Genomic DNA, 12725 nt, shown 5'->3' on the forward strand with positions numbered 1-12725 from the left:
ACACTCCAGAACAGTTTTTTCGCGGCTCCACGGACAGGGAAGCGCCCTCCTTCATGATCTCCATCTATCAGCTCAAACCGCGGTTCCAAAACCTGCTGCGGCCCCTCGTGCAGCGCCTTTATGACAACGGCACCACCGCCAACCAGATCACCGTGCTGGCCGGCGTGATTTCCGTGTTAGTGGGCCTGCTGATTGCCAGCTTCGCCCAGCACTTGTGGCTGTTCGCGCTGATCCCGCTGTGGATGATTGCGCGCATGGGCCTGAATGCCGTCGACGGCATGCTCGCGCGCGAGTTCGGCCAGCAATCACGCCTGGGCGCATACCTCAATGAACTGTGCGACGTGATCGCCGACAGCGCGCTGATCCTGCCGTTTGCGCTGATCCCCGACGTCAGCCTGGCGCCCGTGCTGTTGGTGACGCTGCTCGCAGTGTTCAGCGAATACGCCGGTGTGCTGGGGCCGATGGTGGGCGCATCGCGCCGCTATGACGGGCCGATGGGCAAAAGCGATCGGGCGTTCGTACTCGGGGTGTTGGCCACCGGCGTGGCGTTGGGCTGGTTCGGCGCCGGCTGGGTCGACACGGTGATGTGGCTGGTCGCCGCGCTGCTGGCCTACACCCTGGTCAACCGGGTGCGTCAGGGCCTCAAGGAACACTCAGACACCTCACCGATTGCATAAGGATGCTTGCGATGCGCGAACAGCAACCACACAGCTTCAGCACCCATGACGGCGTCGAGCTGTTTTACCGGCACTGGCCGGCCACGGCAGGCGCCGGGCCGCGCAAGGCGATTATGTTGTTCCATCGCGGTCATGAGCACTCAGGGCGTATCGCGCACTTGGTGGACGAACTGAACCTGCCGGACGTTGACTTCTTCGCCTGGGACGCCCGTGGTCACGGCCAATCCCCCGGCGAGCGCGGTGACAGCCCCAGCTTCGCCACCAGCGCCCGCGATGTGCAGACTTTCTGCGACCACATCGGCGCCACCTACGGCATCGAAGAGGAAAACGTCGCGGTCATCGCCCAAAGCGTCGGCGCGGTGATCGCGGCCACCTGGGTGCATGACTACGCACCGAAGATCCGCGCCCTGGTACTCGCCTCCCCTGCCTTCAAGGTCAAGCTGTACGTGCCCTTCGCACGCCCGGGCCTGGCCCTGATGCGCAAGTTTCGCGGCAACTTTTTCGTCAACAGCTACGTCAAGGCCAAGTTTCTCAGCCATGACCCGGAGCGCGTGGCGTCCTACGACAGCGATCCGCTGATCACCAAAGCCATCTCGGTAAATGTGCTGCTGGGCCTGTACGAAGCGGCCGACCGGGTGGTCGCCGATGCCCAGGCCATCCAGGTGCCGACCCAGTTGCTGGTCTCCGGCTCCGACTTCGTGGTGCACCGTAAGCCCCAGCAGCAGTTTTTCGACCGTCTCGGCAGCCTGAAAAAAGAGCTGCATATTCTCCCGGGTTTCTTTCACGACACCCTTGGCGAACGTGACCGCGCCCTGGCCATCAACAGCGCCAGGCGCTTTATCCTGCAAAACTTTGCGCAGCCGCTGGACCGCGCCTCGCTGCTGGACGCCGACAAACTGGGCGCCACCTGCGCCGAATCCGAAGCCCTCGCCGCACCACTGCCGCGCAATTCCCTGCGCGATCTGTACTGGCGCATGACCCGCGCCAGCATGGGCCTGGGCAAGAACCTGTCGGAGGGGGTGAAACTGGGCTTCGACACCGGCTTCGATTCCGGCAGCACTCTGGATTACGTATACCGCAACACGCCCACTGGCAAAGGCGCGCTGGGGCGGATGATCGACACCAATTACCTCAACTCCATCGGCTGGCGCGGCATTCGCCAGCGCAAGCTGAACGTCGAAGAACTGCTACGCCTGGCCATGGCCAGGTTGCGTGCCGATGAGCGCGAAGTGCGCATCGTCGATATCGCTGCTGGCCATGGTCGTTACATTCTGGAAGCTTTGCAGGGTGTGTCGCCGCTACCGGAATCGATCCTGCTGCGCGACTACAGCGACATCAACGTGCGCGACGGTGGCGCCTTGATCCGTGAAAAGGGCCTGGACGATATCGCCCAGTTCATCAAAGCCGATGCATTCGATCGGGCGAACCTGGCCGCGCTGGAGCCGAAACCGACGCTGGCGGTGGTGTCCGGGCTGTATGAATTGTTTGCCGATAACGCCATGGTCGGCGGTTCGCTGGCGGGCCTCGCCGAAGCGGTGGAGCCGGGCGGTTATCTGGTCTACACCGGCCAGCCGTGGCACCCGCAGCTGGAGCTGATCGCCCGCGCCTTGACCAGCCACCGCCAGGGCCAGGCCTGGGTGATGCGTCGACGCAGCCAGGCGGAAATGGACCAACTGGTGGAGGCTGCGGGCTTTCGCAAGATCACCCAGCGTGTGGATGAGTGGGGTATTTTCACCGTGTCCCTGGCACAGAAGATCTGAGCATGCGCGAACCCGGCTTGTTCAAACCGGCGCTGCTGTGGCTGCTGCTGTTGGCGCCGCTGTTTTTCAGCACCTACGGCTTCGCTACTTGGGTCACCAACCAGCGCAGCGATGTGGGCACGCTGGTGTTCGGCTGGGAAACCCATATGCCGTTTTGGGCCTGGACCATCGTGCCCTATTGGTCCATCGACTTGCTCTACGGGTTCTCGCTGTTGCTGCCGAGCACCCGCCACGAACTCAAGCAGCATGCCCTGCGCCTGCTGACGGCCCAGGTGATAGCTGTCAGTTGCTTCCTGATCTGGCCGCTGCGCTTCACCTTCGAACGGCCGGAACTGGATGGCGTGTTCGGCTGGTTGTTTGCCGTGCTGGCCGGCTTCGACAAGCCCTTCAACCAGGCGCCCTCACTGCATATCGCGCTGCTGGTGATCCTGTGGGTGATGTACCAGCGGCATACCCAAGGTTTTTGGCGCTGGGTGGTGCACGGCTGGTTTGCGCTGATCGGTATTTCCGTACTGACCACTTATCAACATCACTTTGTCGACTTACCCACAGGCGCCCTCGCGGGGTGGTTGTGCGTGTGGTTATGGCCGCTGGAACACGCCAGCCCGCTGCTCAATGCCCGACTTACGCGCGACTCTAAACGCCGTTGGCTGGGTGCGCGCTACGCCCTTGGCGCGCTGGCGCTGATGCTGCTCGCGCTGGCTTTGGGCGGTTGGGGGTTATGGTTGCTATGGCCGGCGGTGTCCCTCGCGCTGGTCGCAGCCAATTACTGGCTGCTGGGTGCCGAGGGCTTTCAGAAACGCAACAATGGCCAGCTGACGCCTGCTGCGCGTTGGCTGTATGCGCCTTATCTGGTCGCCGCCTGGATCAATTCGCGGCTGTGGACACGCCGGCATCCACAGCCTGAGCTGATTGTGGATAACGTCTGGCTGGGGCGAATTCCTACATCGAGCGAGCAGCAGTCTTTCAAGGCCATCGTCGATCTCTGCGCCGAATTGCCGATTAATCCACAGGGTCGTAGCTATCACTGCATTCCTGTTGTGGACTTGATCGCGCCCACCTCCGCCGAATGCCTGCAAGCCGCCAAGGCCATCGAACGCCTGCGCTTGGACGGCCCGTTGCTGGTGTGCTGCGCCCTGGGCTACTCGCGCAGCGCCACGGCCATTGCCGCCTGGCTGTTGCACAGCGGACGCGCGACGACGGTGGATCAAGCGCTGGCTATTATTCGTACAGCGCGGGCCCGTGTGGTCCTGCATCCCGCACATCGTCTCGCCTTGGAGGGTTTGCCCCATGCCTGCTGATATGGAACTGCAAGTCGTCGCCAGCCTGCTGCGCCGTGGCCGTTCGCTGGATCAGTTATCCACAGGCCTCACAGTGGCCGGCGTGTTGTTCGGTGTGGCCCAACTGTTGATGGCGAGTGTTTCCACGGTCTGCCTGCTGCTGGCCTTGTGGATGATCATCCTGGGCCTTGTGCAAAAATACTGGGCCCTGCGCGTTGCGTTCGACGCCGATCTGTTTGCCCTGCTCGCTCGCGACGTCGAGCGCACCGCAGACCTTGACCAAGCCCTGCAGACCCTTGGCCTGCAATCGGCCAAGCGCGCCGGCCGGCCTTGGGCCGAACGCCGTCGTGGCGCCCTCAAATTGCTGCGCAAACAGGCCTGGCTGCTCGGCGCGCAAGCGCTGCTGACCCTGGCCGTGCTGCTTGCCAGCCCTTGGCTACCTTTCGCCGAATAAGGAATTCCCATGTTCGAACCCGTGGTCGCCACACTGATTACTTCCATGGCCCGCACCGTCACCGGCGCCCGCAGCCTGTGGTTGGGCTGCGCGCCCGTGCCGGTGCAGCGCATCTACTTCGCCAACCACAGCAGCCACGGCGACTTCGTGCTGGTGTGGGCGTCGCTACCGCAAAACCTGCGCAAATTCACCCGCCCTGTGGCCGGCAGCGATTACTGGAATAAAAGCGCGCTGCGCCGCTACATCATCAACCGCGTGTTCAACGGCGTACTGATTGATCGCGAGCGCAAAGAGCCTGTGGATAACCCTTTGCAGCCAATGCTTGCTGCGTTGGAAGGCGGCGACTCGCTGATCATCTTTCCTGAAGGCACGCGCAATCTGGAGGACGGCTTGCTGCCGTTCAAGAGCGGTCTCTACCACTTGGCAAACAGTTACCCACAGGCCGAGCTGATCCCGGTATGGATAGCCAACCTTAACCGCGTCATGCCCAAGGGCCGTGTGTTGCCATTGCCATTGTTATGCACAACTAGCTTCGGCGCTCCGCTGCAATTGGAAGAAGGCGAAGACAAAGCCGCGTTCCTTGCCCGTACCCGCGACGCCCTGCTCGCCCTTGCCCCGGAGCATTCCTGAGATGGATAGCCAGACCTTGATGTTATTCGGCGGGATCGGCGCAATTCTGGTCACCGCCTCGCTGATCGGCCTGATCCTGAAGTTGCGCACCCGTGGCAATCCCAACGCGGTGATCGACAACCTCAACGCCCGCATCAACGCCTGGTGGGTGATGGTGGTGGTGATCGGTGTCGCCTTCTGGCTCGGCACCGGCGCAGTGATCCTGCTGTTCTATGCGGTGTCCTTCTATGCCTTGCGCGAATTTCTCACCCTCACTCCGACCCGGCGCAGCGACTACCCGGCCCTGGTAGCGGCGTTCTACCTCGCCCTCCCGCTGCAGTACGTGCTGATCTACGCCGACTGGTACGGACTATTCTCGATCTTCATCCCGGTCTACGTGTTCCTGCTGCTGCCGATACTCGCCTCCCTGGGCGGCGACAGCACTCACTTCCTGGAGCGCGCATCCAAGGTGCAATGGGGCCTGATGATCGCGGTGTTCTGCGTGTCGTTCGTGCCGGCGTTGCTGACCCTGGACATCCCCGGCTATGAAGGCCGCAACCTGCTGCTGATCGCCTACCTGGTGATCGTGGTGCAACTGTCGGACGTGTTGCAGTACGTGTGCGGCAAGCTGTTCGGCAAACACAAGATCGCGCCCAACCTCTCGCCGTCCAAAACCGTGGAAGGTTTTGTCGGCGGCATCCTGCTGTCCTCTCTGATCGGTGCCGCGCTGTGGTGGACCACGCCGTTCAATCCCTGGCAGTCGTTTTTGATCGCGCTGTTGATCAACCTGCTGGGCTTTGCCGGCGGGATCGTGATGTCGGCGATCAAGCGCGATCGCGGCGTGAAGGATTGGGGGCACATGATCGAAGGGCACGGCGGCATGCTGGATCGGCTGGATTCGGTGTGCTTTGCGGCGCCGATCTTCTTCCACCTGGTGCGGTACTGGTGGACCTGACCTACCCCTTTCTCAAAACCAATGAAGATCAAACTGTGGGAGGGGGCTTGCCCCGGTACAAACCGGGGACATCGTTTACATTTCTAACCGGGGACATGGTTTACAGGTTAATACGCATGATCAGGAGGTAACTGATCATGCCCTGGAACCAAGAGTCTCCGATGAATCAACGAATCAGACTGGTCGCTGACTGGCTTTCTGGTAATTACACCAAAAGCCAGCTGGCGCGCCGCTTTAACGTAAGTCGGCCTACCGTCGACAAATGGATCGGCCGGCACAATGGCGATTTAAAGTCGTTAGCCGAACTGTCCCGACGCCCTCACAACAGCCCCAATAAAACCGACGATGAAATCCTGGCCCGTGTGGTGGCGATGAAGGAGGCGCACGATAAATGGGGTCCGAAGAAGCTTCTCGAGCTATTGCGACTTGAAGATCCCTCCATCGCCTGGCCTTCCCCAAGTACAGCAGGCCAATGGCTTGATCGACTTGGGCTCGTCCAAAAGCGGCGCTTCAAGCGCAGACACGGTACTTCCCCTGTAGTAATGCGCGAGGCCAACGAACCTAACCAGACGTGGTGCGCCGACTACAAAGGGCAATTCAAAATGCATAACGCGCAGATGTGCTTCCCTTTGACCATCACAGACCACGCTTCCCGGATGATTTTGGCGTGCAGGGCTCATTCAAAGATCAAGACTGAACCTGTTAAACAAGCCTTTGAGAGACTGTTTCAGGAGTACGGCATGCCCGAAGTTATTCGGTCGGACAACGGTGTTCCGTTTGCCTCTCCTGGCCTGGCAAGAATATCCACGCTGGCAGTTTGGTGGATACGTCTGGGCATCTATCCGGAGCGCACCATGCCAGGAAGACCGGCCCAAAATGGTCGCCATGAGCGGATGCACCGTAGCTTGAAACTGGAGCTGCCCTTAGGAGAAAACCTAATCGAGCAGCAGCTTTTGCTAGAGCACTTCAGGCATGAGTTCAATTACGTGCGCCCTCATGAAGCGCTCAGTATGAAGCGTCCAGGGGACGTGTATGTGCCGTCTACCCGGATTTACCCAGGATGCTTGCCGGATGTGGAGTATCCGTCCGAAATGAAGGTTCGAAGCGTCAGACAGGACGGGTCGATCAAGTGGAACGGCAAGTTGGTATTTATCAGCGAGGCGCTGTCAGGGGAGCAGATAGGGCTTAAAGAGGCTGAGGATGATGTTTGGGATTTGTACTTGTGTGATTATCCCCTGGGAAGGCTTGGGCGAGGTATGACCCGCGTCCAAGCCTCAAATGTGTAAACGATGTCCCCGGTTTCAGATGTAAACGATGTCTACGGTTCTACACCCTCCCACATTGGTTTTGTGGTGCTTTCCGGGTTTAGGCAAAGTCGGATCCTGGTCACTTGAAACACAGTTCATAAACCGTGCTTCCATGCTTGGCCTATTGCGGCTGGGTTCGGTTGATCCCAGGATTCAGCCAGCACCCTTATGGAGTCGAATCATGTTTGCTGGTTTCCAGAAACAACAGCGCCAGGTCAATGGCCTGAACATCAGCTTTCGCGTCGGTGGATCCGGCCCCGCGCTGTTGCTGTTGAATGGTCACCCTCAGACCCACGTTATCTGGCACAAGGTCGCCGAACGTACCTATCGCCTCCGTCACGATCCCAGGCGCCGGTTGACCATTTCGGTCAAGCGCTCGCCGACTCGCTCAATCCCTTTGTTTTGCGCCACCACCTGGGCACCCTCCATGAGCAAGGTCAGTTCCTCGGCCACCTGCTCCGGCTCGCTCAATGCCATGGCGGTGCAGAGGGCAAGCAGCCGCGCGAATTGCCGTTGCTTGTGCGCCTGGATCAGCAACCGGGGGGGGTGCTCAGCCTCGGGCAACTCGGCCAGGGTGTTGGTGAACGGGCAGCCCCGGTAATCCGAGCATTGCAGGTCAGTCACGATGAACTCAACAAAGCCCAGCAGTTGCTTGCGCGGTGAATCCGGGTGCTCCGATGCCAGTCGGTCGAAGACATCGCCATAGCTTTCAGTAAGCTGCTCAAGCCATTCCAGCACCAGCGCATCCTTGTTCTCGAAATGCCGGTAGACGGTCATTTTCGTCGAGGCCGCCCGCTCGGCGATGGCGTCCATGCTGACCCGCGTAATCCCTTGCTCCCTGAACAACACCGTCGCAGCATCGATGATGCGTTCCCGGGGCGGCAGTTGGGGTGTCCGTTGTGGGCGCATGAATAATCTCCGCTTGACATCGATACCTGTAAGTATCGCATGATACTGATAGGTATCGTCAGATACCATCCAGTATCGATCATACTCAATGGGAGACTGCCATGCACCTGTCCGACTACGCTGTTCACGATGCCACGGGCCTGAGTCAACTGATCCAGGCCAAACAGGTCAGCCCAAGCGAGGTGCGTGCGGCGGCCTTCCACGCCATCGAGGCCCTCAATCCGCAAATTAATGCACTGGTTGAAACCTGGAACAATGAGCCTGCCCCCCACGCCGGTGTGTTTTCAGGCGTGCCGGTGGTGATCAAGGACCTGGGCATTACTGCCAAGGGGCGTCGCAACGAACTGGGCAGCGCGTTGGCACTCGGCTGCACCGCCGAAGGCGATTCACAGCTCATGAGCCGCTTGCGTTTCGCCGGACTTGTGCCGCTTGGCCGAACCACCACACCGGAGTTCGCTGCAAGCACCACCACCGAAAGCCGACTTTATGGACCCACCCGTAATCCCTGGAATGTAGAACGAAGCGCCGGAGGCTCAAGTGGCGGTTCGGCAGCCGCCGTCGCGGCCGGCATGGTACCCATCGCTCACGCAACCGATGGCGGCGGCTCCATCCGGGTACCTGCCTCGCTGTGTGGCCTGTTCGGCTTGAAACCCAGCCGCGGGCGAGTGCCCATGGGGCCGGACGTGGATGAAGTCTGGAGCGGCCTTGCGGTGCACGGCGTACTGACACGCTCGGTGCGTGACAGTGCGGCCCTGCTGGACGCTGTGCATGGCAGCGCAGTCGGTGACCCGTTCCACATTGCGTCGCCGCCGACCAGCTTTCTGGAACAATCCCGGCTTGAGCCCCACGCATTGCGTATCGGTGTGCACACTCGCCCGCTCAATGGTCAAGCGCTGCACCCAGCGGTGCAAATCGCATTGGAGCAGACGATGCGACATCTCGAGGCGCTTGGGCACCAGGTCGAGGAAGTCGAGCCGGATATTGGCGTGAGCTGGGAGGCTTTTGTCGAGCTGAATGGGCGCTTCTGGTCGTCCAATACCGCCGCCTGGATCGACGCCATTGCAGCCGCAACCGGACGTAGTATCGATGCTGAACACCTTGAGCCCGCTACCTTGGCGCTGTACCGATACGGCAAGACGCTAAGTGCCACCGAACTGTTGGGTGCGTTGCACGAACGCAATATTGTCGCCCGAACGCTCGGCGGCTTTTTCGAGGATTACGATCTGCTGCTGTCACCGACCTTGCCAGGCTTGGCACCGATGATCGGTCAATACAATGCACAGCAAGCGCATCTGGACGGACGAGGCTGGATGAACCATGTGTTCAACCAGTCACCGTTCACCGCGCTGGCGAATGTCACCGGCGCGCCGGCTATGTCGGTTCCGCTGTCACAAGACCCTCAAACCGGTTTGCCTATTGGCATGCAGTTCATGGGCAAGTTCGGCGCTGAGGGCGTGTTGCTGGGGTTGGCTGGGCAGCTTGAACGTGAGTGTGCGTGGGCCGGTCGGCGGCCGGGCGTGTGGGCGGGTAAGCTCTGATAGAGGCTCGAACGGGCGCGGTAATAGGTGGCGTTCTCAGGTTTTTCGCGAGCAAGCTCGCTCCTACAGTAAATGCGGTGCAGCCTAGCCGTGTACTACGGGCTCTTTAAGCAGTGATCTCGACATAGCTAGACTCTCCGCCTCCTGTCGCACCCGATAGCCAGCCCCAAACAAAACTCAGCGTCGTGCGCCCGGCGTGATCCACGCCTACCGTGCCACGAGACCACCCAGCAAGCAGTTCCCCTTCCAGGGTCAGGCACTGATACAGCAGCTCGATGGTATCTGGACCGGTCACCCGTCCGACTTGAGTACCCAGGCGAATCCGGCCCCCCTGGTAAGTGCTCGAAATCGCGTCATCTTCGACTTGGTAGTGAAATACGGTGCCGGTGCCGGACAGTCCCTGAGCGTTGTCGGCGACTACAAACCGGCGATTGTGCAGACGTGCGTAGACAGTAGGATTTTGCATCAGTCGACATCCTTGAATTGAGCGAATTCAAAACGTAAAAAAGGGGCTGTTGAAAACAGCCCCTTTTTGGGTACGTCAGTGAGGCTTACTCCACCGTCACCGACTTCGCCAGGTTGCGCGGCTGGTCAACGTCGGTGCCTTTAAGCACAGCAACGTAGTACGACAGCAACTGCAGCGGGATGGTGTAGAGGATCGGCGACAGGGTGTCGTGGATGTGCGGCATGTTGATCACGTGAGTGCCTTCACCGTTGGTCATGCCTGCCTTTTCGTCGGCAAACACGATCAGTTGGCCGCCGCGGGCGCGGACTTCCTGCAGATTGGACTTGAGCTTTTCCAGCAGTTCGTTGTTCGGCGCCACGGTGACCACCGGCATGTCGTCATCCACCAGGGCCAACGGGCCGTGTTTCAGCTCGCCAGCTGGATAGGCTTCGGCGTGGATGTACGAGATTTCCTTGAGTTTGAGCGAACCTTCCATCGCTACCGGGTACTGCGCGCCACGGCCGAGGAACAGGGTGTGGTTTTTGTCGGCAAACAGCTCGGCGACTTTTTCCACGGTGCTGTCCATGGCCAGGGCTTCACCCAGGCGGGTCGGCAGGCGGCGCAGTTCTTCCACCAGGGTGGCTTCAATGCCTTCGGCCAGGGTGCCGCGCACTTGGCCGAGGGACAAGGTCAGCAGCAACAGGCCAACCAGCTGGGTGGTGAAGGCTTTGGTCGACGCTACGCCGATTTCGCGACCGGCCTGGGTCAGCAGGGTCAGGTCGGATTCACGCACAAGGGAGCTGATGCTGACGTTGCAGATTGCCAGGCTGGCGAGGAAGCCTAGCTCTTTGGCATTGCGCAGGGCAGCCAGAGTGTCGGCGGTTTCGCCGGACTGGGAGATGGTCACGAACAGGGTGTCTGGCTGCACCACCACCTTGCGGTAGCGGAATTCGCTGGCGACTTCGACCTGGCACGGGATGCCGGCCAGTTCTTCCAGCCAGTAACGCGCAACCATGCCGGCGTGGTAGCTGGTGCCGCAGGCGACGATCTGCACGTTGCGCACTTTGGCGAACAGCTCGGCGGCTTGTGGGCCGAAGGCGTTGACCAATACTTGGTTCTGGCTCAGGCGACCTTCCAGGGTGCGCTGCACCACAGACGGCTGCTCGTGGATTTCCTTGAGCATGAAGTGGCGGAACTCGCCCTTGTCGGCGGCTTCGGCACCGTCGCGGTATTGCACAGCTTCGCGCTCGACGGACTGACCGTTCACGTCCCAGATCTGCACGCTTTCACGGCGGATGTCGGCGATGTCGCCTTCTTCCAGGTACATGAAGCGGTCGGTGACCTGGCGCAGGGCGAGTTGGTCGGAGGCCAGGAAGTTTTCCCCCAGGCCCAGGCCGATCACCAATGGGCTGCCGCTGCGTGCGGCAACCAGGCGGTCAGGCTGGCTGGCGCTGATCACGGCCAGGCCGTAGGCGCCGTGCAGTTCCTTGACCGTGGCCTTGAGGGCGGTGGTCAGGTCGCTGTGGTCCTTGAGCTTGTGGTTGAGCAGATGGGCGATAACTTCAGTGTCGGTGTCCGACGTGAACACATAGCCCAGGCCCTTGAGTTGTTCGCGCAGCACTTCGTGGTTTTCGATGATGCCGTTGTGCACCACCGCCAGGTCACCCGAGAAGTGTGGGTGAGCGTTACGCTCGCACGGCGCACCGTGGGTGGCCCAACGGGTGTGGGCGATGCCCAGGCGCCCAACCAGCGGCTCGCCGGCCAGGGCCTGGTCCAACTCGCTGACTTTGCCCGGACGGCGCATGCGCTCAAGCTTGCCAGCATTGGTGAAGACGGCCACACCGGCGCTGTCATAGCCGCGGTACTCCAGGCGCTTGAGGCCTTCGAGCAGGATGGGAGTTACGTTACGTTCGGCGACTGCGCCAACAATTCCACACATGGTATTTCTCCTAGATGACTGCCGCGCATATCAGCGTAATGCCGCGGGCTTGGATCTGGTCGCGGGCCTCAAGCGGCAGGCGATCATCGGTGATAAGGGTATGGACGCTGCTCCAGGGCAGTTCCAGGTTGGGAATCTTGCGGCCGATCTTGTCGGATTCGACCATCACCACCACTTCGCGGGCGACCTCGGCCATGACGCGGCTCAGGCCCAATAACTCGTTGAACGTGGTGGTACCGCGCTGCAGATCGATGCCGTCGGCGCCGATGAACAGTTGGTCGAAATCGTAGGAGCGCAGCACCTGCTCGGCGACCTGGCCCTGGAACGAATCCGAATGCGGGTCCCAGGTGCCGCCGGTCATCAGCAGCACCGGTTCATGCTCCAGCTCGCTCAAGGCGCGGGCCACGTTCAGGGAATTGGTCATGACCACCAGGCCGGGTTGATGGCCCAGTTCAGGGATCATCGCGGCGGTGGTGCTGCCGCTGTCGATGATGATGCGCGCGTGCTCACGCAACCGCGCCACGGCCGCACGGGCGATGGCGCGCTTGTAGGCAGAGACCGGTTGAGCCGCGTCGCCCACCAGCTCATGAGGCATGGTGATCGCGCCACCGTAGCGGCGCAGAAGCAGGCCATTGCTTTCGAGGGCGGCCAGGTCCTTGCGGATGGTCACCTCCGAAGTTTCGAAACGCTTGGCCAGTTCGTCCACGCTGACTTCGCCCTGTTCATTGAGCAAGGTCAGGATATTGTGGCGACGTTGGGGGGTATTTCGTTTCGACATGGCGATGGTAAGTTTCGGTTCGAAAGATAACGAAGGCAATCAAAACCTATTCGGAACTCATCGTCAAGCGTTTG

At 60.8% G+C, this 12725-nt stretch carries 12 protein-coding genes and 1 pseudogene; 9 read left to right on the forward strand and 4 right to left on the reverse strand.

The genetic code is table 11. The features are described from left to right. Positions 1–53: 53 nt before the first annotated feature. The 8 genes and pseudogenes from C4J90_RS26650 to C4J90_RS27275 form a co-directional block, all read left to right on the forward strand. Positions 54–677 (forward strand): CDP-alcohol phosphatidyltransferase family protein, encoded by a 624-nt coding sequence (locus C4J90_RS26650; protein ID WP_124421160.1) that lies wholly within the window; start codon positions 54–56, stop codon positions 675–677. Positions 678–688: 11 nt separating this feature from the next. Then, the gene (locus C4J90_RS26655) at positions 689–2437 is read left to right on the forward strand and encodes a bifunctional alpha/beta hydrolase/class I SAM-dependent methyltransferase (protein WP_124421161.1); all 1749 of its coding nucleotides are present in this window, start codon (positions 689–691) and stop codon (positions 2435–2437) included. Positions 2438–2439: 2 nt separating this feature from the next. Beyond that, positions 2440–3738: a phosphatase PAP2/dual specificity phosphatase family protein gene (locus C4J90_RS26660; protein WP_124421162.1), complete on the forward strand. Its 1299-nt coding sequence runs from the start codon at positions 2440–2442 to the stop codon at positions 3736–3738. After that, positions 3728–4171: a hypothetical protein gene (locus tag C4J90_RS26665; RefSeq protein ID WP_124365063.1), complete on the forward strand. Its 444-nt coding sequence runs from the start codon at positions 3728–3730 to the stop codon at positions 4169–4171. The genes C4J90_RS26660 and C4J90_RS26665 overlap by 11 nt, the downstream gene beginning before the upstream one ends. A 9-nt stretch (positions 4172–4180) precedes the next feature. Further along, positions 4181–4801 carry a 1-acyl-sn-glycerol-3-phosphate acyltransferase gene (locus tag C4J90_RS26670; protein WP_124365064.1) on the forward strand — a complete coding sequence of 207 codons (621 nt, stop codon included), beginning with the start codon at positions 4181–4183 and terminating at the stop codon, positions 4799–4801. Between the two features lies 1 nt (position 4802). Next, a complete protein-coding gene (locus C4J90_RS26675; protein ID WP_124365065.1) occupies positions 4803–5735 on the forward strand; it encodes a phosphatidate cytidylyltransferase in 933 nt (310 codons plus the stop codon). 137 nt (positions 5736–5872) lie between these two features. Beyond that, positions 5873–7021: a DDE-type integrase/transposase/recombinase gene (locus C4J90_RS26680; RefSeq protein ID WP_124421163.1), complete on the forward strand. Its 1149-nt coding sequence runs from the start codon at positions 5873–5875 to the stop codon at positions 7019–7021. 202 nt (positions 7022–7223) lie between these two features. Then, positions 7224–7364 (forward strand): annotated as a pseudogene (locus C4J90_RS27275) (alpha/beta fold hydrolase); the annotation flags it as partial. A 14-nt stretch (positions 7365–7378) separates the two neighbouring features. Here C4J90_RS27275 and C4J90_RS26690 read toward each other — a convergent pair. Further along, positions 7379–7951 carry a TetR/AcrR family transcriptional regulator gene (locus tag C4J90_RS26690; RefSeq protein WP_124421164.1) on the reverse strand — a complete coding sequence of 191 codons (573 nt, stop codon included), beginning with the start codon at positions 7949–7951 and terminating at the stop codon, positions 7379–7381. Between the two features lie 101 nt (positions 7952–8052). Between C4J90_RS26690 and C4J90_RS26695 the strand changes: the two genes are divergently transcribed. After that, positions 8053–9489: an amidase gene (locus C4J90_RS26695; protein ID WP_124421165.1), complete on the forward strand. Its 1437-nt coding sequence runs from the start codon at positions 8053–8055 to the stop codon at positions 9487–9489. Positions 9490–9595: 106 nt separating this feature from the next. On the opposite strand, the gene C4J90_RS26700 is transcribed toward C4J90_RS26695, so the two are convergent. The 3 genes from C4J90_RS26700 to C4J90_RS26710 all read right to left on the reverse strand — a co-directional run bounded on the left by C4J90_RS26700 (position 9596) and on the right by C4J90_RS26710 (position 12651). After that, positions 9596–9955, reverse strand: coding sequence for a hypothetical protein (locus C4J90_RS26700; RefSeq protein ID WP_124365068.1), 360 nt, complete (start codon positions 9953–9955; stop codon positions 9596–9598). 85 nt (positions 9956–10040) lie between these two features. Beyond that, a complete protein-coding gene (glmS, locus tag C4J90_RS26705) occupies positions 10041–11873 on the reverse strand; it encodes a glutamine--fructose-6-phosphate transaminase (isomerizing) (protein WP_124415975.1) in 1833 nt (610 codons plus the stop codon). A 10-nt stretch (positions 11874–11883) separates the two neighbouring features. After that, positions 11884–12651 (reverse strand): DeoR/GlpR family DNA-binding transcription regulator, encoded by a 768-nt coding sequence (locus C4J90_RS26710; RefSeq protein WP_124365070.1) that lies wholly within the window; start codon positions 12649–12651, stop codon positions 11884–11886. Between the last annotated feature and the right edge of the window lie 74 nt (positions 12652–12725).

The organism is Pseudomonas sp. R2-60-08W (genome assembly GCF_003852335.1).
In the GTDB taxonomy this organism is placed as follows: domain Bacteria; phylum Pseudomonadota; class Gammaproteobacteria; order Pseudomonadales; family Pseudomonadaceae; genus Aquipseudomonas.